17 protein-coding genes are annotated in these 21,737 nt (G+C 60.5%); 5 read left to right on the top strand and 12 right to left on the bottom strand.

From position 1 onward, the window contains the following. Positions 1 to 366: 366 nt before the first annotated feature. The 4 genes from Pan181_RS02590 to Pan181_RS02605 all read right to left on the bottom strand — a co-directional run bounded on the left by Pan181_RS02590 (position 367) and on the right by Pan181_RS02605 (position 4,513). The gene (locus Pan181_RS02590) at positions 367 to 1,047 is read right to left on the bottom strand and encodes a HEAT repeat domain-containing protein (RefSeq protein WP_145245348.1); all 681 of its coding nucleotides are present in this window, start codon (positions 1,045 to 1,047) and stop codon (positions 367 to 369) included. 664 nt (positions 1,048 to 1,711) lie between these two features. After that, a complete protein-coding gene (locus Pan181_RS26920; protein ID WP_145251952.1) occupies positions 1,712 to 1,963 on the bottom strand; it encodes an Imm63 family immunity protein in 252 nt (83 codons plus the stop codon). 1,312 nt (positions 1,964 to 3,275) lie between these two features. Next, positions 3,276 to 3,806 (bottom strand): hypothetical protein, encoded by a 531-nt coding sequence (locus Pan181_RS02600; RefSeq protein WP_145245349.1) that lies wholly within the window; start codon positions 3,804 to 3,806, stop codon positions 3,276 to 3,278. Between the two features lie 203 nt (positions 3,807 to 4,009). Continuing rightward, the gene (locus Pan181_RS02605) at positions 4,010 to 4,513 is read right to left on the bottom strand and encodes a hypothetical protein (protein ID WP_145245350.1); all 504 of its coding nucleotides are present in this window, start codon (positions 4,511 to 4,513) and stop codon (positions 4,010 to 4,012) included. A 278-nt stretch (positions 4,514 to 4,791) separates the two neighbouring features. Here Pan181_RS02605 and Pan181_RS02610 point away from each other — a divergent pair, with 278 nt between their 5' ends. Next, entirely contained in the window at positions 4,792 to 5,934 is a 1,143-nt protein-coding gene (locus tag Pan181_RS02610; protein ID WP_231943732.1) for a lipid-binding SYLF domain-containing protein, read from the top strand. On the opposite strand, the gene Pan181_RS02615 is transcribed toward Pan181_RS02610, so the two are convergent. The 3 genes from Pan181_RS02615 to Pan181_RS02620 all read right to left on the bottom strand — a co-directional run bounded on the left by Pan181_RS02615 (position 5,921) and on the right by Pan181_RS02620 (position 8,042). Next, positions 5,921 to 7,312, bottom strand: a complete 1,392-nt coding sequence (locus Pan181_RS02615; protein WP_197528849.1) for a carboxypeptidase-like regulatory domain-containing protein — start codon at positions 7,310 to 7,312, stop codon at positions 5,921 to 5,923. The genes Pan181_RS02610 and Pan181_RS02615 overlap by 14 nt on opposite strands. A gap of 168 nt (positions 7,313 to 7,480) precedes the next feature. Further along, the gene (locus Pan181_RS25860) at positions 7,481 to 7,657 is read right to left on the bottom strand and encodes a hypothetical protein (protein ID WP_197528850.1); all 177 of its coding nucleotides are present in this window, start codon (positions 7,655 to 7,657) and stop codon (positions 7,481 to 7,483) included. A 4-nt stretch (positions 7,658 to 7,661) separates the two neighbouring features. Then, complete coding sequence (locus tag Pan181_RS02620) at positions 7,662 to 8,042, bottom strand: FxLYD domain-containing protein (protein WP_145245353.1); 381 nt, start codon at positions 8,040 to 8,042, stop codon at positions 7,662 to 7,664. Between the two features lie 262 nt (positions 8,043 to 8,304). Between Pan181_RS02620 and Pan181_RS02625 the strand changes: the two genes are divergently transcribed. Then, a complete protein-coding gene (locus Pan181_RS02625) occupies positions 8,305 to 8,769 on the top strand; it encodes a helix-turn-helix domain-containing protein (RefSeq protein ID WP_145244956.1) in 465 nt (154 codons plus the stop codon). Continuing rightward, positions 8,757 to 9,404, top strand: coding sequence for an IS630 family transposase (locus Pan181_RS02630; protein ID WP_145244957.1), 648 nt, complete (start codon positions 8,757 to 8,759; stop codon positions 9,402 to 9,404). The genes Pan181_RS02625 and Pan181_RS02630 overlap by 13 nt, the downstream gene beginning before the upstream one ends. Before the next feature lie 16 nt (positions 9,405 to 9,420). Here the strand turns inward: Pan181_RS02630 and Pan181_RS02635 are convergent, their stop codons facing one another. From Pan181_RS02635 to Pan181_RS02645, 3 genes are read right to left on the bottom strand one after another with little or no spacing between them, the layout of a single operon-like run. Then, positions 9,421 to 11,592, bottom strand: a complete 2,172-nt coding sequence (locus Pan181_RS02635) for an HlyD family efflux transporter periplasmic adaptor subunit (protein WP_145245354.1) — start codon at positions 11,590 to 11,592, stop codon at positions 9,421 to 9,423. A 55-nt stretch (positions 11,593 to 11,647) separates the two neighbouring features. Continuing rightward, on the bottom strand, positions 11,648 to 12,511 hold the full coding sequence (locus Pan181_RS02640) for an efflux RND transporter periplasmic adaptor subunit (protein WP_145245355.1): 864 nt from the start codon (positions 12,509 to 12,511) through the stop codon (positions 11,648 to 11,650). Positions 12,512 to 12,550: 39 nt separating this feature from the next. Further along, complete coding sequence (locus tag Pan181_RS02645; RefSeq protein ID WP_145245356.1) at positions 12,551 to 14,584, bottom strand: efflux RND transporter periplasmic adaptor subunit; 2,034 nt, start codon at positions 14,582 to 14,584, stop codon at positions 12,551 to 12,553. Between the two features lie 218 nt (positions 14,585 to 14,802). Between Pan181_RS02645 and Pan181_RS02650 the strand changes: the two genes are divergently transcribed. Then, complete coding sequence (locus Pan181_RS02650; protein WP_145245357.1) at positions 14,803 to 17,127, top strand: TolC family protein; 2,325 nt, start codon at positions 14,803 to 14,805, stop codon at positions 17,125 to 17,127. Positions 17,128 to 17,258: 131 nt separating this feature from the next. Then, positions 17,259 to 17,651, top strand: coding sequence for a hypothetical protein (locus Pan181_RS02655; protein WP_145245358.1), 393 nt, complete (start codon positions 17,259 to 17,261; stop codon positions 17,649 to 17,651). Between the two features lie 85 nt (positions 17,652 to 17,736). Here Pan181_RS02655 and Pan181_RS02660 read toward each other — a convergent pair whose 3' ends face one another. Both Pan181_RS02660 and Pan181_RS02665 read right to left on the bottom strand, forming a co-directional pair. Continuing rightward, the gene (locus Pan181_RS02660; protein WP_145245359.1) at positions 17,737 to 20,877 is read right to left on the bottom strand and encodes a YfbK domain-containing protein; all 3,141 of its coding nucleotides are present in this window, start codon (positions 20,875 to 20,877) and stop codon (positions 17,737 to 17,739) included. Positions 20,878 to 20,954: 77 nt separating this feature from the next. Next, positions 20,955 to 21,737 (bottom strand): hypothetical protein, encoded by a 783-nt coding sequence (locus Pan181_RS02665; RefSeq protein ID WP_145245360.1) that lies wholly within the window; start codon positions 21,735 to 21,737, stop codon positions 20,955 to 20,957.

A 21,737-nucleotide genomic window follows, 5' to 3' on the forward strand; every position in this document is an offset into this window, starting at 1 on the left:
GGCCCCCTTGCACACTGTATCGGGTGACGACCCCCGAAACTCCAGCCAGCTAAATCCGGTTCTCCGGATGGCTCGCGGCATTTCGGCTTGATGACGCTCCTTGCTACTCGCTCGGTACAACTCGTTCGCCCAGCTTACTCAGCTTAGCCGGGAAGCCGTTGTGCTAGCACGCAAACTCTCGGAAGTCCGACGTCAAAAAAACATGTCCACTAACAAGATCAATCCGCATATAGCCGACAGCCATTCGGTGGATTACCCCACCCAATAAGGCTAGCTCTAAGCAGCGATCAACCACCCAACAGGTGGGCGACACATCGTTTTGTTGTCCCTAACCATGATCCGAAGCGAGAGTTCCTCTCTTCGCCTTTAGAACGGCATCATGTCGCGCACCCGACCTGCCACCGAGATCTCGTCGCTTTCGGTGTTGGTCGGCGTTTGCCCGCGGGCGTATTGCAGATAGCTTTCGACGCGGCCGCCGAAGTCCTGCCCGCTAATCGACTTCATACTCTTCACCCCCGCGTATTGCAGCGCGGGATCACGATCCTCCATCGCCACAGCCAGCGCGGTGTACGCATCCGGGGAGTTAATCTCGCCCAACGCATCGACCGCGGCAACGCGAACGTTCAAGTCGGGCTCGCTGTTGATCACCCGAGCTAGCACTGGCACGCCGGCCGGGTCGCCTCGCTCGCCGAGCGCTCGACAGCAGTGCCGACGAACATCCACGTCCTCGTCCCCCAGCCCAAGCTCGATCACCGTGGCCGCCTGCGGCGTGCGGAACGCGGCCAGCGTGTCGATAATCGCCACTCGCACCAGCGGATCCGGCTCTACCTGAATCTGCTGGGCTAGCTGCGTAACGATCTGTTGCTGGTCGGGCGTGTCGCCACCGGTGGCCTTCGAGCGGTACGCCCGCACGGCATCCACCCGCATCGAGGCGGTGTGAAAGGTGGTTTTCTCGCTGCGTTGAAACGCTTGCATGTATTTGGGAACGGTCGTGCAGCCGACGAGCGGAACAAGCAACGCCGACAGCAGTAATCGTGGAAAAGTCATACCAGTTTTTGCAGTTGGCTAGTATTTGCGATAAACAGTTGGATGCTTCGAAAGCGTTCGGAAAAGGAATGTTTCCACGCCGAACCAAACCCGGCAGAGAAACAGGCGGCAGGACCATAGCAGAAGCATCGGCCGAGCGTCTACAGCGATTTATCGCCGCTAGCCGCACCTCGCGCGGAACTGCCATCGGAACTGCCAGCGGTGGGTCGAACAACGCCCGCTCGCATGGCCTCCGAGCCACCGTCGATGTGCCCCCAAAAGCCCAAAATCGATTCGTGGGGGCTTTATTCTCGCCGCCGCTCTCCCCACGGTCGTCGTAAGTACTTAGGAACAAATAAGTTGCCGCGAGCCACCAAAATCCGCCCCAGAGCGTTTCGCCCCACCCCCAACCAAACGGGGGCAAAACCCCCCGCGAACCACGCGCAACGAAACACCCTCGACCATATCCCTCTCAGGCCCCCACTCAAGAAAGCACCACCCCGGCTCCCCCACCGCACAATGCTAGCACCCTCGCGAATCGCCCCGACAGGCGACCCCGGCAAACTGCTAGCAGACGGATTGGAGTGTGAAGTTGACATGTGTACATTAGATCACATTCCGCTCCAATTGCAAGCAAAAAGTGGAGAAGTGCGGGAAGGTAGGAAGGAGGCTGCTTGTACTGACTTCAGTCGCGGAAAGAATGCTCGGCGAGAATCCTCTCGTATGCTTGGGATTGCCGCTGGCACCATTCTTCGGAGACCAACGAGAGTAGCTCTACATGTTTCCGGAACTGCTGCCGCCGAAAGTCTTCGCCTTCGATGCGGTGCCGCAACTCCCAATCGGTTGCCATCGCACAGGTCAGATCAGTGACCAGCCAGAATAGCAGCTCTTCTGCATCGGCGGTCGTCTGCCGTTGAAGCTCGGGTGTGAATACCAGTGAAGCGAAATCATTAGCTTAGGGCAGAAAGGCCATGAACCCGAGAAACCAGGGCTCTTCCATTTTTGCTTGACTTCCTAGCGTCCTGATCTTAGATTCGGCATTCCGTATCGCGGGTGGGGTGCGTTCGAGCCGCCCCAGACTGGCGATTACGTTCGGGGCAGGCTTATTTCCGCGTATGGCATTTTTGTTGGCAGCAAGAATAGTTTGCCCTAACAGTCCATCAGGAGAATTTACCGATGCATACGTTTCTCAGAGTTTTGTCGTTAGCGTTTGTGGTTAATTTCAGCGGGCATCTACATGGAGCTGTATTCGACCTCCCCGAAGTGACTGTATCTTCGATGGCGGCAACTAGTGGGCCATCATTTGTACTCCCGGTTGACCTAGAACCAGCTGATTCATTTCGAGCTCTAGTGTCAGGGACAGTAGATTTTGATTCAGATAATGGAGCCAACTATAGTGCCGACTGGAACGCTGCGGGAGTGGTTGTCCGAACACGTTCAACGAGACTGACTGTAGGTGGTTCAGACCCACAATTCGTTGACATTGGTTGGCTGCGTTTGAGTTTGGGGAACGACTCACTTGGATACTTCCCTTTGCTTGAGGTAGATGAGCAAAATGGATTCGGCAGTGCAGCCCCACCAGAGAGCTTAGTCCTCAACAGAGAGCTAGGCGACATTTTCGACATATCGGGATTTTCTGGTCTGCCAGCTGGCACTACTCTTCAATTTCGTATTTATGACTCGCCTACTTCTGACAATTCAGGTAGTTTCAAGATCTCGCAAATTCCGGAGCCAAGTACAGCGAGCATGGTGATAGTTGGTGCGATCGTTTTTGCCATGATGCGACGACTGTATGTCTCAGAGCGATACTCACGGGAATGCTCGTGAGTCGCAGCCGTCCGCTTTCGCGGGAGCTTCTCCGCGCGGAAGTAGAATGTTCTACTTCTGAATCAATTCCAGAAAGACTCAAAGGCCGGGGGCTAGACTCCTCGGCTTTTTCTGTTGGAGCGACGGCATCGCACCGGTCCTACCCAACGCATCGAGAGCAAGATATCCAGACTGCCAGAGAGGTGATCCAGATACTTCCGGGGAATCGTTTCTTCGCAGGTTGCCAGACAGCCCCCGGTTTTCAGCCAACCGTAATGTGCCTTCGATGTCATGGCGTAACCTATCTTCCTTGACGAAAGGAGAGTTGTACTCATTTCATTCGTTGCGTTCACTGATCTGCACTCCTTGCAATGTAGCCGATGGTGGGAACTCCAGGAAAGCATGCGCAGTGTGGTCGTGCATTTCGCACTCATCGTAGGGCCTCACTCCGCATAGAGCTCCGATTCCCGTTCCATCGCGAGGAACTTCTCGCAGATGGGGTGCAGCGACTTCCATTCGGGCGGTAGGGTGGAGTGCCATCGCAGTCGCTTGCTGTCAGTTTCGGGGCCAGCGTAGAGTTCGTACGATGTTCCGTCGAGGCTGGCGGTGTTCGCGGTTGGCGATGATGTGAGGTCGACTTCACCGATGGCCGAAAGCAGGTGCTGCAGCGTTGGTTCGCCGATGTTTAACGGAACCGATTCGTAGGTCGGTATCGGCTGCGGGAGGTGCTTCAGACGTTCGACCGGGTTGGCGAAGCGTGGGAGGTCGGTGGTCGTTCTCCACACGGTATGAAACGCCAGTAGCGTGTTGTCTTGCTGCAGAATATCGATCGAGCGAGTGTCGGAGAACGAAGGGAGAATCAAAAACTGCGCAGCAGGGCGATACTTGGTGGTGTCGACATGGGCAAAGCTACGCAAGTGATCCACCGCGTGCTCACGAAACCGTTGCCATTCGTGTTGCTGCTGGAGTTCCATGTTGCTGTAGTCAATAGTGAACTAGAGTCATTGCCGACTAGAATCAAGTGTCGGTGTTGCTCCGGCACGTATTTGTTCCACAGAGTCGAGCACGAGGACTGCGTAAGAACTTTAAGACACTCCCGTTCCTGCGCCGAGAGAGTCTCGCAGTACTCATCGCTGAAGTACCATAGGCTATTCTTGTCTTCAAAGTCAGTCATCGGTTACGGACTTATTCCCTCGCTCTCATCGACACGTATTAGCACGAGGGCTCGTTGATCGGTCTCCTTGATGACACGTACGGATACGACACCATGCGTCTTTCTACTATCGTAGGTGAAGTTGCGGGCATTCATTGAAGCTCTGCGTTGGATCGCAACTGCGGTAGTTCCAGAGTACTGAGGGCATGTCGTATGTAGCGACTCAGCCGCAACTTGGGGGACTAGATCTACGAATCGGTCGATGTCGGCGGTTTGTACTTCGAAAACGGCTTCTCGCCATGCGCTGTGTTTTAACTGCTGGACTTGACCATTTGAGGCAACCAATAGTGTGTAATCAAGGTCCAACAAGTCGCAAGCGTTCGTGATAATCTGCTTGCTGTCGAGCGATGTGAGGAACTCACTCGGCGTGTATCCTCGCTTCGAATCCAGCATCGCGACGACAGCCGCGACGGCCACGGTAAGAATCAGAATCTCGCGAATTGAGATTTGCCAGAAACGAGACGTCATGCGATTTGCGGAGGATAGATAGTAGGCTAACACAAGCGTTATTGATTATAGCAACCAGCCAGGTGGGATACTCGATGGGGGGGGTGAGTCGTTTTGCACTCCGTTATCTCCCAACTTCTCCACCCGAACTGCAACCGAGCCGGCTGCGTATCTCTTGGTGATTGAGGTTGACTTGCGGAGCCGTTCGCGTTCAGAATCGGCCAATCCCCGCACTTTTTCCTGGAGCACGATGAGATATGCCTAGCCTTTTGAACTTGCGAATGCCGAGGACCGTTCGAGTGATAGCACTGCTATTGGTCGCCGCGGGCATCGAGTCGAGTGCCTACGCTCAGGCGCGCGAAGACGAGGCGGTGCGGGCGTCGATTCAGGTGCTGAACGAGGTGATGGCGATCCCCGCCCAGGCGATTCCGCAGCGGATGCTCGAAGGGGCTGAAGGCATCGCGATTATTCCCAATGTGATCAAAGGGGGATTCGTGATCGGCGCCCGGCATGGCCGTGGCACTTTGATCGTCCGCGACGATAACGGCGGCTGGCACGCTCCGGTGTTCGTGACCCTCACCGGCGGTAGCGTTGGTTGGCAGGCGGGCGTGCAGTCGACCGACGTGATTCTGGTGTTCAAAACTAAAAAGAGCATCAACGGCATTTTCACCAACAAGTTTACGCTCGGTGTCGATGCTGCCGCGGCGGCCGGACCCGTGGGGCGGCAAGCGGCCGCAGCGACCGATGCTCAACTGCAGGCCGAGATTTATTCGTACGCGCGAAGTCGCGGGCTGTTCCTCGGGGCGTCGCTCGATGGTTCGATGCTCAAGGTCGATGGCATGGCCAACGCGGCCTACTACCAGAATCTCGATCCGCAGCAGCCAGTCGCCATTCCTCCGGCCGCGGTCGAGTTGGTTCGACAGGTCGATGCGTATAGCACGTCGCGAGTCACTCCGGTCGAGCCTGGTGCGGTAGCGAACAACGCGGTACCAGTGCCGAACAATCCGGGAACAACGCAGCCGATGGTGCAGCAACCGATGCCGACGCAGCAAGCCCCGTTGCAAGCGGTGCCAGGGCAACCGCAGTTGCTCGCCCAGCGGTACGCGACGCCCGACTCCGATGTGATTCGCGGGCAGCTCAGCAGCACCTCGCCGAAGTTGTTCGACCAGCTCACGCCCGAATGGCGGACGTACCTGGCGTTGCCGGCCGAGGTGTTTACCAACCAATCGCACCCGCCGGTCGAGGCGATTCAGCAATCGCTCCGCAACTACGAGCAGGTGATTGCCAATCCGTCGTACCAGGCGTTGTCGTCGTTGCCGGCGTTTCAGTCGACCTACGGGCTACTGAAGCATTACGAGAGCACACTGGTGCGGAAAGAGTCGGTGTTGAACTTGCCGCCGCCACCGACGTCGACGAACCTAGCGCCGGTTATTTCGCCTTGATCTCGCGGGTGAGCGTTTCGCCCCCTTTGATTTCGACAGTCTGACGCTCGGTGTGTTGGCTTTCGTTCGTCGGATTGGGATGGCCCCAAACTTCGTACGTGCCCGGCGGGATGTTTTGGAACGTCGCCTGGTTGTTGGCGTCGATTTGCGAGCTGCCGCCCCATTTGCCAACCGCGTTGCCCCCTTCGGGTTCGATCTCTACCAGGTACTCGTCTGGTTTCTCACCGGAGGCAAACTGCACGGTCACGGTCAGATTGCCAGCAGCAACCAGCTGTAAATCGTTGTCGTCGCTCGGCACCTTCACGCTGGGAGACAAGCCATTTTGGCTGTAGCCTTGTTTGCCGAAGGCAACGGTCACCGAGCCGAGTGGGATCGACGAGAAATGGAACTCTCCTCGCTCGTTCGTCGTGGTAGTAAGCTTTCGCTCGGGTAGGTCGTAGCGCTCGCCTGCAGGGGTGGCGAAGTGGCGGAGGTCGACCGTGGCTCCCGGCAGCGGTTCGTCGCTGCTGATGAGCACCCGCCCTGCAATTTCGCCGCCGCGGGAGAGTTGAGTCGACTGGTCGACCCACTGCGGTTGATTACGGTAGACCACGTATCCGACTTGTCGCGAAACGTATTCGTCGCAACTGGCGGTCACGCGATAGGTGCCGGGCGTTTGGATCTTGCTCACCCAGTGGCCCTGGTCATCGGTTGTCAGCGTCGTGGGCTTGCGTTCCTGCAGGTCGCCGGCAGGGTCGATCTGAATGGTGCCGACGAGCGGCTCGCCGGTTGCCAGGTCGGTCAGGGTACCTTCGACCACCAGACCATCTTCCAGCGAGTAGCCATGCGCTTCGAGGCGGCGATCGATCACCTTGATGCCAGTAGGGAGCTGCACTTGATCCCAATCGATGTTGCCGCCGGTGTAGATCGTGAACTCGGCCGGGGCGCCTATTTCGCGATCGGCAGCCGACGTGGGATTAATCATCGGAGGGCTAGCCGACAGGTGGTTCCACGATTCCGAACGCCAGACAACGAATGTCCAGTCGATCTTCGCCTGATCGACCTTGTTGGAATAGCGGTTGGAATTGAGCCAGAAACTGCCGCCGACGCCACTCTCGACGATGATACGCTTGTTGGGACTCTCGACTGCGGCGAACTTCTCGAGCGCGGTGTTTAGCGCATCGGTATCGCCGCGGAACTCGCCATGGTACTGACCGCCGCCGAAGGGAGGGCCTTCCCAGTAAGCGACTCGCTGCGGAAGGTTAAAGCACTCGGCCGCGCCGGCCGGCCAGTCGGGAATGTCGATTGGGTCGTTGCCCACGTTGCCAGTGATGAGCGCAGAAGCCGGCGAGGTGACCAGCAGCAGAACCAGCAGCAGGGGAGTCGAGCGTCGCAGCATGAGCAAACTCCGGGGGCGAAGGCAAAGGTAGTAGGTGATCCAACAGAGCATCCTCCACCGCAGTGCTTGCTAGCAATCGGGAAGGAAGTTGCGTATTGGACGTTGTTACCTAAGCATAAGTGCCGGGAATCGCTCGAAAGGGGGCAAAAAAGTTGCCAACTTCGGCAATTATCGACGAATGCCGATGCCGGTGGTCCAGCCGATCAGCGAGTAGTCTTCCTCGTCGTCGCGAACCGAGGTGTACTGCTGGGCCTCGAAGCCCAAGCGGAAGAACAGGCTGCTGTGATATACCCGACTCGTTGCTTGGTCAAGTGATCGTTCGCCTGAGCGCGGGAGGCTTTGCACCCAGCTAAGGAGTCTCGCCGACGATCTCTACCTGGATCACGCTAGGGATGCGTCCCTTGGTGTTGATCAGGTCGCCGTCGACTTCGCCGATCTCGCCGCTGGCGAGTTGCAGCGGGGTAACATGCCAGACGTCGCTACCGAGAACGTTGCCATTGCGATCGAGCGCGGTGTAAACCACTTCGATCCATTCGTAGTCGTCGGGGCTCGTGTTACGAACCGTTCCCTCTACGCGAACTTTGCCGAGTACCCATTCCACTTTGCGTGGAGTGAATGGCAAACCAACGCTGGACGAATCCAGTACCTCGAACTTAACACTCTTGATTTCGCGGGCTTCGGCCGACGTGGCCAGGCAACAAGCAATCGATAACGCGACGGCGGACAACACGGTCCGATACATGGGTAAAGCTTTCGGTGAAAAGGAAAAACGATGAGTAGCGGGGGTAACAGTGAGTTGTTTTCTGCCCGTTCATCACAAGCTTAGTTCACGAACGCAAGTCGTGCGGTCGGGCGCACGGTGTGGATCTCCGATTCCTGCTATCTTTTGCAGTCAGCGTGTAGGACTTGCGCCGGTTGCGCGGCTCGAGAAGCAACCGTGGTTGCACTAGTACGTCTTTCCTGAAATCCATTCCGCTGCTATATGCTGCGGAATGAAAAAGCACATTGTTTGCCTGGACCACCAGGCCCGTGGAGGTTTGGAGCAGCTAGCACGCTCAGGCGCCCGCGCGGCGCAAGTGGTGCGTCGCTGCCAGATATTATTGAAATCGGACTCGGGATGCACCGACGAAGAGATCGCCGAGCATGTGGGCTGCACGACGCGCAACGTCCGAGCCGTCCGAAAGCGGTTCTGCGAAGAGGGCGTCCAGCGGGCGGTGTACGATGCGCCTCGCTCGGGCCGCCCCCCAGAGTTCACCAAGCGGCAGCAGCAACAGGTAATCGCCCTGGCGTGCAGCGAGCCGCCCGAGGGACGGGCTCGCTGGACGCTGGAATTGTTGTGCGAGCACGCGGTGAAGGAAGGCTTCGTCGATTCGCTCAGCGTGACGGAGGTCTCGCTGTGGCTCAAGGAACACGACCTGAAGCCGTGGCGAAAAAAACTTGGTGCGTGCCCAAGCTGAACGACGAGTTCTGTGAGCGGATGGAGGACGTCCTCGAGCAGTACGAGAAGCCGCTCGACCCGAACGAGCCGGTCGTCTGCCTCGACGAGCAGCCCTATCAGAGGGTCGACGACGCGCGGCCGCCCGAGCCCGCGGCACCCGGCAAGATCGCGAAGCAGGACTACGAGTACCGCCGCTGCGGAACCTGCAGCGTGTTCGTGGCGGTCGAGCCGAAGGCGGGCAAGCGATTCGTTCAGGCCAAGCGTCACCGCAAGCGAGCCGACTTCGCCCGGTTCGTCCGCGACCTCTTGAAGCGCTATCCCGACGCAGAGCGGGTTCATCTGGTGATGGACAACCTCAACACGCACAACGAGAAGTCGTTGATCGAAACCTTTGGCGAGGAGGCGGCTCGGCCAATGCTGGAGCGGATTGTGTGGCATTTTACCCCCAAGCATGCCAGTTGGCTCAACATGGCCGAGATCGAAATCTCGGCCATACAGCGACAATGCCTGGGACGTCGGTTGGCTTCGCTCGACAAGGTTCAAAGCGAACTCTCCCACTGTTCACGCGACCGCAATCGGAAGAAAATCAAAATCAATTGGACCTTCCATCGAAAAGACGCCAAACGCGTCTTCCCTGAACTCTATAGGAAATGACTTCCGGGACGACGTACTAGGGAAGCCGAAAAGCGTCGCGGAGTTCGCGAATAACCCAGGCACCGAGCGTGGTCCGCCCGGTTTCGACCTTCGCCCGCCCACCGCTTTCGAGCGGCAACTCGAGCCGTGGATCATCGAGCACGACGCGGGCTTCGTAAAGCGGTCGGGCATCGATCGTTGGGGTGCCCCAACGAGAAGGGCCGGTCGACTCGCTCGTTGCAGCGGTCGATACGCGAGCGATGTCGCGGATGGATCCCCACAGCGGAGTCGAACCAACGCCTGCGAGTTGCACACGAACTCGCTGCCCGGGCGTCACGAGTTCGACATCGTTCTCGTCGATCGCCAGCGCTACTTCGCGCGTGTCGGCGTCGGCAACCATCGCGACCGGCGTGCCCGGCTCGATCCAGGCACCTTGGTTCTCGCGATCGAGCGGGGTACCACTCCAGCGGGCGAGCGTCAGGCTCTGCTCGTCGGGCAGCACACTCGGCGGCGGCATCACTCGACCGGCGTGGGCCGCACGCAGCGTCAATCGCTCGGTCTGTTGTTGATGTTCGCGAAGTTGCTCGCGGGCGGCATCGAGCGCGGCTTCGGCCGTTGGTAGCTGGCGAGCCGCTTGCGCGTCGCGAGCGCGAAGCGTGCGAAGTTGCTGCACCCGGAGTTCGGCGAGCTTCACTTCGGCGGCCAGTTGTTCGCCGGTGACTTGCAGCTGGTCGTTGGTAAGGGTGGCAACCACCTCGCCCGCAGCGACCAACTTGCCAGCCGGGGCGGCCTGTTCGAGTCGCCCGCCGAGCGTCGCGACGATCGGCGCAGGACTGGCTGCGACCACGCGGGCTTGGCACTGCACGCGATCGGCCAGCGGCCACCACCAGAACGCGGCAAACACTACCGCGGCCGAGAGCAACACCAGCGACGAAGCGAGCGGGCGGAATTGTCGCCGCTTCAGTGGATTGTCGAGCGTTTGATGCAACTGCCGAGCGGGGCCGGCAACCACTCCGCCAAGCATCACGAGTCCTAATCCGTACGCGAGGGTATCGAGATGGAGTGGCTTTAGCGCGACGAGCAGAGTCCAAAAAATGGTGACGAGTACCAGCATCATGTAAGCCGACGAAAGCCCACCGTACAATGGCATCCACCAGGGCTCGCGGGGCGATTGGTGGCTGGTCGGTTCGAAGAACCAGCGACCAGCGAGCCGATGCCAGGCGTCGCGCGAGCGTTGCCAAAGGTTAGGGGCTTCGACCAGGTCCGATAGCAGGTAGTAACCGTCGTATCGCATCAGTGGGTTGGCGTTCACCAGCAGAGTGCCGACCGAAGCGACGAGCATCACATTCATCGCCAGCAGGTTCACCAGGCCCGGCTCGCTGTTCCACCAGACGAATGTCGCGATAGCGGCCAGCAGCAGTTCGATCGCCATGCCAGCGGCCGACACCGCCATGCGATGCCATTTGTTCGAGAGATTCCAGATGTCGCTCACGTCGCAGTAGAGCGTCGGCACGAACACCAGCAGCAACACGCCGATCTCGTGCACCTCGGCCCCCATGCGTTTGGCGACCATCGCGTGAGCCAGCTCGTGCAGCACCTTCACGACCGCGACCACCACTGCGAGCCACAGCCAGTTACTGGGAGCAACCAGCGAGTCGAGTGCCGGCAAGCGGGCAAGAAACTCGCTGGCGTGCGATGCCATTAGCAGTAGCGCGGCCAGTACCACCAGTGCGTAGGCGAACAGGGCCAGGGGACTCATCAGCACCTTGGCGGCTGGCAACAACGCGTCGAGCAGGCGATCGGGATTCACACCGCGCAGTCGCAAGGCCAAAAGCTCGGTCCAGGCCCACCGCCACCGCGTCGCCCGCCGCTCGTTGGCTCGCTCGACAAGCTCGGCCGCCTGCCCGCTACCGCTGGCGACCAGCAACCCGGCGCGATGCAACTGGGCCAGGTAGGTGTGGATTTCGGTCGGCTGGATCGTTCGCGGGGCGAATTGCCGCTCGTAGAGTTGTTTGAGATCGCGAAGCGACGCAGGTCGCTCAAGCGCGGTGAGCAACAGGTATTCGGCCTCGCCGAGTTCGTGATGCTCGAGGGTGATCGGGTCTTTCACCACCCACATCCGCCGACCCGCGACCGGCACCGCCGTGGCCAGCACGTCGCGTCGTGCGGCAAGCGTTAGCAAGGCGTCGTTCGTCGAGGAGATGGCCATGGGATGTCAGTAAGCAGGTGTCGACTTACAGTAAGGAGTCTTCGAGTCGCGAGCGTTAACGATCGACCGGCGGTTGCAGCTGCATGCTCACGGTCTGGCCGGGACGCAAGCGACCTTCGCTGTTTTCCACTTCGGCCCACAAGCGAACTTGCTTGTTGATCGGATCGATCTCGGGGCTCACGAACACCACCCCCCCGGTCACGCGGGAGCCGTCGGCCAGTTCGATCTCGGCCTGCCAGCCATCGAGTCCTTGGGCGGCTTGATCGGCGGCCACGAAGCCCTCGGCCTTCAAGCGATGGGTGCTGACCACGCGGACCAGTTTCTGACCCGGTTCCACCCACTCGCCGACACTGGCTTCGATGTCCACGGCCACACCCGCGATGGGAGCAAGCACCCGCCGCCGCTCGATCTCGAGCCGGGCGGCTTCGAGCTTGCGTTGGGCGACAGTTTGCGACAGTCGAGCGAGGTGCAGTTCGTGCTTGCCGGCTTCGACTTCGAGTTTGAGCTTGTCGACGTTCAGCCGTTCGATGTCCATCTGAGATTGCGACACGCTCTTGGCGAACTTGGCGATCGACTCTTCGCTGCGGGCGAGTTCGGCCTCGGCCACGCGCTGGGCTGCGGCGGCGGTGCGAATCGCTACGTCGTTTTCGGCTTTGGCCTTGGCTAGCGCCAACTCGGCCTCGGCCGCTTGTTCGGCAATGCGAGCGTCGGTGTCGTCGATGCGGGCGATCACGTCCCCTTTGGCAAACGTTTTGCCTTCGCTCGCGTTGAGTTCCACCAGCAACCCGCTTTCGCCTGCCGCCAGGTCGGCGTGGTCGATCAACTGCAGCACCGCCGACTCCACGACAATCGGTTCGGTAGCCGTGGCCGAAAGCGCCGAGCAGGTGAGCAGGCAGAAGGTGAGTAGATAGTGTTTCATGATTCGGTGATTCGCGGCAAACGCCTACGCGGTGCCAGGTTAAAACTCCCACCAGTTACACACCGCCCGCCACAGATCGCTGGTCAGCACGTAGCCGAGCGAACGCTTGCCCACCACGATGCGGGCGCGGAGAGTGCCGCCGGGGCGCAAGGCGGCTTCGCGAAGTTCGGCTGGGAGTTCATCGGTCGGGGTGGCTTCGATCGTCACCGTGGCTGCTTCGCCGCCGGTTGGTTGTTGTCGATGTTCCACGCGGTCGGCGATACGAGTCACCGTGGCGTGGTGCAGTGCACTAGAGTCGCTACCGAGTCGATACTCCACCTGCAGCGGCCAATCGTCGGCAGTGCGGAGCAGGTCGAGTCGTTCGTCGGGCAGGTCGAGTTCCAGTTGCCAATCGCCAGCGGTGTTGGCGACCGAAACGAGCACCTGCCCTCGCTCGACCGGCCGGCCAAGGGCGAGCCGCTCTTCGACTTGCCAGGTGGTGATCTGCCCGGTAAGGGGGCTGGTGACCACCAGCGACTTGGCTTGCTGCTCAAGTAGGGTTTGCTCGGCGGTCAGGTTTTCGAGTTTAGTCTTTAGCTCTTCTTCTTCGGCGCTCAAGCGGTAGAGCTCCAGCGGATCGCGCTGACGAACATCGGCCGTGGTGCGCGTGGCGCGAACCGACTCGAGCTGGCGGGCAAGCTGCTGTCGCTCGCCGGCGAGTCGTTCGATTTCGATGGCAAGTTCCGGATCGCGAAGCGCGACGAGCACCTGGCCAGCGGTGACCGACTCGCCATGCAGCGCGTCGAGGCGATCGACCAACCCGCTGCGGGGAGCGAACACTTCTTGTCGCTCGGTCGGCACCAGCCGCCCACGGACGTCGACCGTCATCGGTGCGGGAATCGCCCAGAGTGCAGTCGCTACCGCTGCGATCACTAGCACTGCGGCCGACAACCGGAACAGCGTCCTCGGCATCCGTAGCCAGCCGATGGTTTGGAGCAGCCCGCCGAGGGGAAGCTCGTGCCAGGCGAGGGAGGTCGAGAGCGCAGGGGCCGCCGCGCGGGCGAGTTCGGCCACGTGCATGCGGTTGAGTGGAGTCGAGTCGCTGGCAAACTGTTCGACTACCAGCACCCCGCGGTGCGAAGTCCGCTCGGCCTGCTCGTCGTCCATCGGCACCGGCATCACGATCAGCGAGCGGGCGTGGAACTCGTCGACGTAGCGACCAAGCACCTCGGCCACTTGCGGCAGCGACTCGGCGTCGTCGCCTGCGTGGTCGGTGTAGTCGATCGGCTCGCCGAGCTTCACCGCCATGGTGGCAAGTTGCTCGAGCGCCCTGGCCGCGCGGCCGCGGCGTTCCACGTGATCGGTCCCGCTAGTGGCCCACAGCCGCGCGCTCCGCGAACTGGCAGTGAGCACGCTGATGCGGTCGCAGGCGATCACCCGCCCCCCTTCGTTGGCGATCGCCATGGCGGTGCGTTGCAGGTCGACGTGGCCGCCGATGCGTTCGGCAAAGGTGAGTAGCGATTGGGTTTCGGCCCCCGCGGTGCCCAGGCGTAGTAGTTCGCGACGCACATGGTACTCGGCGGCAACCTGCGTGAGTGTGCGAAGCAACTCTACCGAGCCGCGATAGCTCGAAGGGGCCCGCCCCGCTGGCAGCGCGAGTTCCACCACCGCTACAACGCCGCGCTGGTGGTGGGTCCACTCGGCGAGCGTCACCGGGGCAAGTAATAAGTAGTCGGGCGTGGGGTTCGTAGCCTCGCCGATCGACGCGCCCGGCGGCAGCTCAAGCACCTCGGTGCTGGCGATGGCTGCGGAGACCAACGCCTGGTGCGCTTCGTGATCGGCAATCGCCGAGAGCCAGGTCGACGTGTGGGCGATCGGCCGCACGGCTTGCGATGCTTCGACGATCCAAACCGCTCCGCGACTGGCAGCCAGCAACGGAGCCATCTTTGCTAGCACCGCGCGATAGAAGTCGCTGGGTGCCTCGGCGGTGCGCGCGGCGTCGTCTACCTGGTCGAGCACCAGCGACAGGTCGTCCCATACCGCTTGATCGGTGGTCGAGGGGGCATCGGAAGTGTCGGAAGAGGTGGAACGCATAGCCTTCAGTATAGTGGTGCCCGCAGATTCTGCCGCGGTTTTATCAAGTGGATTGCCAGTGGAAGGGCGACAATTTTTGCCGGTTGTAGTGGATGTACGGCTCGCCGAGACCGATGAACAACAACAGCGCCTGCCTAAGCGTAGTGCGCCGAGAGTGCTATCGCAGCGGCAACCGTGGGGGGCGCCGTGGGTAGTGCTCGCTTAACAACCTGCCGAACATGCATCGCCAACTACGCATTTACTGTTCGCTGCTGATGCTGTGCACCAGTTTTGTCGGGTGCCGCAGCAATCAAGTGCGCAATTTCCAAGCCTGCAGCGAGTCGTGCGATTCTCATTACAAGCTGGTCAGTGCCGAGATCGAGTATCCGGCGACCAATAGCTGTACGCAGCAAGAGTGCGATACGACGATCGACTCGCTTGCGCCGCGCACGCTGGCCACCGACGAACCGGCCGAGTACCAGGACGTCACCCTGGCCGAGGTCGTGGAGCTGGCGTTTGCCAACTCCGACGTGCTTCGCGATGTCGGTGCGGCCGTGGTTCGCTCGCCGGATACCACCCGTACTCAGATGGATCCCGGCATCGTCGAAACCAATCCGGCCCAAGGCATCGAATCGGCCCTGAGCGTGTTCGACGCCCAGTGGACGACGAGCATGTACTTTGAGAACAACGACCGCCAGATCAACAACGAGTTCTTCGGCGGCGGCATTCGCACCTTGCAGCAGAACGTCGGCGCGTTCCAGACCCAGCTCTCGAAGCTGGCGGTCACCGGTACCGAGCTGTCGGCCCGCAAGATCGTGGAGTTCGACGGCAACAACGCGCCTGGTAACCTGTTCGACGACGCCTGGACCGTAAAGGTTGAAGGCGAAGTGCGTCATCCCTTGCTGCAAGGGAGCGGTACCCAGTTCAATCGCATCGCGGGACCGACCAAAACGCCTGGCAATTACACTGGCGTGGTGATCGCTCGCATTCGTACCGACGTGGAGCTGGCCGACTTCGAAGTCGCCGTGCGCGATTACGTGAGCAACGTGGAGAACGCCTACTGGGATCTGTACTTTGCTTACCGCGATCTCGATGCCCAGGTGGCCGCCCGCGATGCTTCGCTCGAAACCTGGCGACGGGTTCGGGCGTTGTACGAGTCGGGCCGGCGCGGCGGCGAGGCCGAAAAAGAAGCCCAAGCCCGCGAGCAGTTTTATCGCTTCCAGGAAGAGGTGCAAAACTCGCTGGCGGGGCGGTTGTTCGATGGCACTCGCACCAACAATGGCAGCATGGGTGGCACCTTCCGCGGCACCGGCGGTGTGCTCGTGGCCGAACGCCGGTTGCGTCGGTTGCTGAACTTGCCTGCCAGCGATGGACGACTGCTGCGACCTGCCGACGAGCCGATTCTCGCCCCCGTGGCGTTCGACTGGTACGAGATCAGCACCGAAGCAGTCGCTCGCCGGGCGGAACTTCGCCGACAGCGATTCCAGGTGCGTCGTCGCGAGCTGGAATTGATCGCCAGCAAGAACTTCCTGATGCCGAGACTCGATGTGGTCGGGCGGTATCGGTTCCGCGGCTTCGGCAAGGACCTGATCGATAGCAACGGCGGCACCTTGCCGCGGTTCGACAACGCGTACGAAGACCTGATGACCGGCGACTTCCAGGAATGGCAAGCCGGTTTCGAACTCGACATGCCGATCGGCTTCCGCCGGGCGCACACGGCGGTTCGCAACGCCGAGATGGAACTCGCCCGCTCGCGAGCCATCCTCCGCGACCAGCAGGAAGAAGTGGTGCACGCCACTGCGGCGAGCATCGCCGAAATGGATCGGGCGCTCATCGTTTCGCAAACCAGCTACAACCGGTTGCAAGCCAGTCGCGAGCAACTGGCCGCGATCGAAGCCGCGTTCGAGGCCGACAAAGCGTCGCTCGACTTGCTGCTCGACGCCCAGCGGCGGGTGGCCGAGGCCGAAACGCGGTACTACCGCACGCTGGCCGAGTACGCGATTGCGATTAAGAACGTGCATTTCAGTAAGGGAACCCTGCTGGAGTACGATGGGGTTTACCTGGCCGAAGGGGCTTGGCCCGCCAAGGCGTATCGCGATGCGGCCGACCTGGAGCGGCGTCGTGGGCGGCCCCGGCCGCTCAACTACGCTTCGTCGCGGGCGCCGGTCGTCGCCCATGGGGCACACGATCAACACCCGAGCGAGCACTCGCTCGGCACGATGACTCCTGTGACCGAGTCGGTGCTGCCCGAGCCGAAGGAAGCACCTACCGAGTTGCCGCTGACGCCGAGCGACGAAATCGAGCAACCCTCGACTCTCACCACCCCGGTGCTGCCAGGAGCGGTTTCGGCGATGCCGACTTCGATGCCGACTGCGATGCCAACCGCGCCGAGCGAACTGCCGCTCGCAGCGACCGCAGGGCCGAGTTTCCTCTCGACCGGGCAGCCCAGTGCGACACTAGCAAGCCCCGAACTGCCAGGGATCGAGGCCCCGGCCATTCAGGCTCCCAGCATCGAGTTGCCTCGGCTGGCGACCGATTCGATTGAGGAAACCTTATTTCGATAAGGCCCTTTTACGCGGCTTCAGAAAAAATGTTCGCCAGTTTGTAACAGTCGCTATGGCGGGCGTATGAGGGAGTGAAGCAGGAAACAACCACCTGCACCACAAAAAACCCTCTTATATTCTGGAGAAATGCGATGAAGACTCTACGTGACTCGAAGGCTTTGGCGATCTTTGGTGTGTTGGCTCTGGCCCTGGTGGCCTCGCTCGCAGCGGCCTCTTCGGCCGAAGCCGGCGGATGCGGTGGCTATGGCGGATACCGCTACAGCTACGCTTCGTACCATGCCCCGGTCAAAACGCACTGCGTGACCCCGGTGAAAGTCTATAAGCCGGTTTGCCCGCCGACTTACACCCCCACGCCGTGCTACACGCAACCTTGTTACACACAGCCTTGCTACACCCAAACTTGTTACACTCCGCAGTACTACTACACGCCGACCTACAGCTACTCGCAGAGCTGCTACTATACTCCGAGCTACAACTACTCCCCTAGCTGCTACTACACCCCCAGTGGCCACTACGGTTGGTAAAACTCGGAGAACATAAACCACACAAAGCCGACCTCTGGCAGTTGTCAGAGGTCGGCTTGTTTCGTGCGCGATTCGTTTGCGGTTGCTACTCTTGCACTATAGGAGCCACTTCCGCGGAGGACTCTTCGGCTTCCGCCGCTTCGGCTTCGGCGGAGTCATCAGCCACTGGTTCTTCAACAACGGGCTGCTCGGCCACGGGTTCTGGCATCAGCTTCTTGGCCGCGCGAACCAGTTCGACGAACTCCGCCCGATCGCCGGTCGGATCACTGCCGAGCGACGACTCGGCGATCTCGATCACCGCGTCGTAGTTGGCCAGGCCTTTGAACTGCGAGTCGCGAAGCAGCATGCCGAAGCCAGCCACGGCCGAGGCGAATTGGAAGTCGGTGCTCGCCTGACCGAACGTGTGGCCGCTGTCGGAAATTGGCCATTCGAGCTTGCTGCTCACGTCTTCGTCGGGCTGCTTGTAACGCATCTTGAGCGTGAGCAGATCGCCGGTGTCGGCCTCGTTGGTCAAACCAGCCGGGTGTTGGTATTTGAGTTCGTCGATCGGAGGGGCCGCCACCGGTTCGCCGGCAGGAACCACCTCGTACAAGCAAGTGACCGTATGTCCCGAGCCGATTTCGCCGGCGTCTTTTTTGTCGTCGTTAAAGTCTTGCGTTTTGAGCATGCGATTCTCGTAGCCCAGCAAGCGATAGCCAGCCACCTTGGCCGGATTGAACTCGACTTGAATCTTTACGTCCTTGGCAATCGTGACCAGCATGCCGGTCATGCCGCGGGCGAAGATCCGCTCGGCTTCCGCTTCGCTATCGGCGTAGTAGTAGTTGCCGTTGCCGATGCCGGAGATCTTTTCCATCATCTGATCGTTCAAGTTGCCGCGGCCAAAACCGATGCAGGAGAGGAACACCTTGGTGTCGTTGGCCTTTTGCTCGACCAGTCGCTCCAACTCGGCGGGGTTGGTGAGGCCGACGTTAAAGTCGCCATCGGTGCAGAGGATCACGCGGTTGGTGCCCCCTTGGATAAAGTGATCCTCGGCCAACTGATACGCCAGACGAATGCCCGCCCCGCCGGCGGTCGAACCCCCTGCGTTCAGCCGATCGAGCGCGGCGAGAATCGTCTCCTGCTCCGTGCCTGGCGTGCTCGGCAGTGCGAGTCCTTCGCTCGACGCGTAGACCACGATCGCCACGCGGTCGTTCTCGCCGAGTTTCTCGGTAAGCTTGCGCAGACCATGCTTCACCAGCGGTAGCTTATCGGGGTCGTTCATCGAGCCCGACACGTCGACCAGGAACACCAGGTTCGAAACCGGTCGCTGCGATTCAGGAATCTCACGACCTTTGATGCCGATCCGCACCAGCCGATGCTCCGGCCGCCAGGGACAGGCCGCGGTTTCGACGTGGGCGGCAAAAGGAGCCACTTGCTCGCTACCGCTTGCAGGATGCTCTTCCCCTCTCCCACTTGCGGGGGAGGAGGCATCGCTTTCGGCCACATTACTTTCCCCTCCCCCTTGCGGGGAGGGGCTAGGGGAGGGGGTAGAAGAATCGACCGCTGCATCCGCGTCTGCACTACTGACACCAGGGCCAAAGGGATCGACGCCCGGCGCTGGACGCTTGCTCTCTTCGGTTGCTTCGACGGGTGTGTCTTCTGAAGTTTCAGGGGAGGGGGGAGTACCGGCAGCCACTGGCCCCTCATATCCATACTCGAAATAGTTCACCAGTTCTTCGATCCGCACCGCGTCGGCTGGCGGTTGATGGCCGGAGAGGAGCATTTGCCGGATGTTCGCGTAGCTGGCCGTATCGACATCGATCGAAAACGTGCTGACCGCGTCGCCGCCGATGGCTGCCAGGAAGGGATTCTCGACGATCCGCTCGTACCGATCGCCCGCAGCCCCGGGGCCATTGCCCTCGCCATCGGGCCGACCTTGCCAGTCGCCGTTTGGCCAGCGTTGCCAGTCGCCACGTGGTTGGAATCCCCAGGTAGACCGCGCGAGTTGTTGTTGCTCGCCGAGATTGGCGAACATGGGAGTCGTGTAGGTGCGTCGAAGGGGCTCTCCGTCGCCATTGATGTTGCTATCGATGATGTGGGGTGTTACTGCAAGCTGGGTGATACCATCCTTTAGGTTGTCGCTATTCGTCAGTCCCTGTAGCCCCAGTTTGCGGTCGCCGCCGGTTTCGCCAGCGACCTCGTCGTCGAATGCGAGTGGTCCCTGCAGACCAAGATCCATGCCAAACTCGCCGCGACCATCGCCTCCGGCATAATCTGCGGTCGGCAATGGTTCTTCAGGCAAGATGGTTATCTCCGGAATTTCTAAACTCAAGTCATCCGCCAGACCCTTGCCAACTTCCGCGCCGAAGGTAGCTGGCCCTTGCGGCTTCGATCTCCTCGGTGCCGTGGGGCGTGCTGCAGCTTCAGCGAGCGAGAATGATGAATGTTCTCCTGATTCAGGTAGTATCTCCATGTCGTCGAGCTTCGCCTCTCCGGCTTGACCACTAGATTCCACCTGCTTGTATCTCTCACGCCGATTGCTGAGTTCTTCCCAAACTTCTTCATCTGGATAAACAACCGGGGGATCGGCAACATCGAACCCTTCCATCTCCTCCGCGACACCAGCATATAAGTCGTGAGACGGACTCGCTGCGATCGTCGCCGGCGCAGAGTCTCTTCCTCTGGCGGACGTTTGATGAGGATTGCTGGTCGCAAAGCGGCTGCTCTGCACTTTGATGGATTTTGAGAAAATCACGTCGGACGAGTCTTCGACGGGCAACTCTATCGCGGGCACAGCCATCTCGGACAACTCGGACAACTCGGACATCTCGGACCAGGGACGGCTTGCTTCTTCCGAAGGATCATTCAGCTCCACGTTGCCTAGCGGGTAATAATGTTCGCCGGCTGGCTCGTTCTCAGCTGGTGCAGCGGTGGGGGAGGAATCCTCCGGCGACGGGGGGGCCATCGTCAGTTCGGGCGAGTTGCCCTTCGAGGTCATTAGCACCGTGATCAACGCGGCGTTCACCAGCAGGCTGGCTGCCAGGGCCCAACCACGAAAACGTCGCACGCCAGTCGCCTTTGTCATGATCGGTTCTCCCAGGGAACAGGTGGTATCGAGGTTGGCCGCGGCGAGAATGTCGTCCGACAAGTCGGGCGGGGTTTCTCCGCCGAGTTTTTCGGCGAGCCCGCGATCGACCAAACGGTCGCGCCAATCGTCGGGGGGCATGTTGGAAGGGGTGTCTGACATAGTGGGGTGCAAGCAGTGCACCAATGGGAGTGAATGTTGGAATCGTGACGCCTGACGTCCCACGATGGGACGATGGGTTACTCTTCGTTGGTTTCGACGCAAGGTTCCTCTTGCCCCGCCTGCTGTTCGCGACGGGCTTCGAGGTACTTCGCAATGTGGTCCAGCGTTTCGCTGGTTGGTTGGTCGGCTGCTTCCTTCGCCTTTTCGATCAGGCTCGTGGAGTCTGGCTTCTCGGTCCCGGCTTCGAGCTTAGTATTCGCTTGGTGAAACACCGTGGGTACGTAGCCGAAGTCGACGGCCAGTCCGTCGGGGATTTTCAGTTCATCGAGCTTGATCTTTTCGTTCTGCACAAACAGCGTGAGCGTCGGCGGTACCGCGACCGGAGCGGCCGTGAACTCCATCACGCCGAAGGGTTTTCGCACCTGCGCGTACCATTGATCGATCCGCTTTTGATTGCCCACCGAGAACACGACCGGCGTGTCGTTGCCTTCGTCGAGCTTCGTTACCCAGCCCAGCCCGCTTGGTTCTTTCAGGTGCGACAGCTTTACTTGCCGCACGTCGCACTGGATGGCCGCGAGCAGTTCGAGCAGGCGATTCACGTCGTCGGTCGATTCGATCTTGAACGCGTACTGGTTCACGTCGTTCGGCCATTCGCTGAACCACGAGTTCCAGCCAAACGTCCGCGCGGGATCGTTGAGCACCGCGGCTGTTCCTTCGGGCAGGCCAGGCAAAATGAACGCCGGCTGGCCTTCGGTAGCAACCATGCTGGTTCCCCCCATCGCGTTTGTGCGACTGGCGAACGACATCGCCAGGCAAACAGCCATCAGCGGGAGAGCGAGTAAGGCGGATCGGTTGAGCAT

This window comes from Aeoliella mucimassa (assembly GCF_007748035.1).
Classification (GTDB): domain Bacteria; phylum Planctomycetota; class Planctomycetia; order Pirellulales; family Lacipirellulaceae; genus Aeoliella; species Aeoliella mucimassa.

Coding starts and splice junctions, on each gene's coding strand:
- Pan181_RS02590 (WP_145245348.1), bottom strand. CDS start 1,047: ATGACTTTTCCACGATTACTGCTGTCGGCGTTGCTTGTTCCGCTCGTC.
- Pan181_RS02600 (WP_145245349.1), bottom strand. CDS start 3,806: ATGGAACTCCAGCAGCAACACGAATGGCAACGGTTTCGTGAGCACGCG.
- Pan181_RS02605 (WP_145245350.1), bottom strand. CDS start 4,513: ATGACGTCTCGTTTCTGGCAAATCTCAATTCGCGAGATTCTGATTCTT.
- Pan181_RS02615 (WP_197528849.1), bottom strand. CDS start 7,312: ATGCTGCGACGCTCGACTCCCCTGCTGCTGGTTCTGCTGCTGGTCACC.
- Pan181_RS02625 (WP_145244956.1), top strand. CDS start 8,305: ATGAAAAAGCACATTGTTTGCCTGGACCACCAGGCCCGTGGAGGTTTG.
- Pan181_RS02635 (WP_145245354.1), bottom strand. CDS start 11,592: ATGGCCATCTCCTCGACGAACGACGCCTTGCTAACGCTTGCCGCACGA.
- Pan181_RS02640 (WP_145245355.1), bottom strand. CDS start 12,511: ATGAAACACTATCTACTCACCTTCTGCCTGCTCACCTGCTCGGCGCTT.
- Pan181_RS02645 (WP_145245356.1), bottom strand. CDS start 14,584: ATGCGTTCCACCTCTTCCGACACTTCCGATGCCCCCTCGACCACCGAT.
- Pan181_RS02650 (WP_145245357.1), top strand. CDS start 14,803: ATGCATCGCCAACTACGCATTTACTGTTCGCTGCTGATGCTGTGCACC.
- Pan181_RS02655 (WP_145245358.1), top strand. CDS start 17,259: ATGAAGACTCTACGTGACTCGAAGGCTTTGGCGATCTTTGGTGTGTTG.
- Pan181_RS02660 (WP_145245359.1), bottom strand. CDS start 20,877: ATGTCAGACACCCCTTCCAACATGCCCCCCGACGATTGGCGCGACCGT.
- Pan181_RS02665 (WP_145245360.1), bottom strand. CDS start 21,737: ATGCTCAACCGATCCGCCTTACTCGCTCTCCCGCTGATGGCTGTTTGC.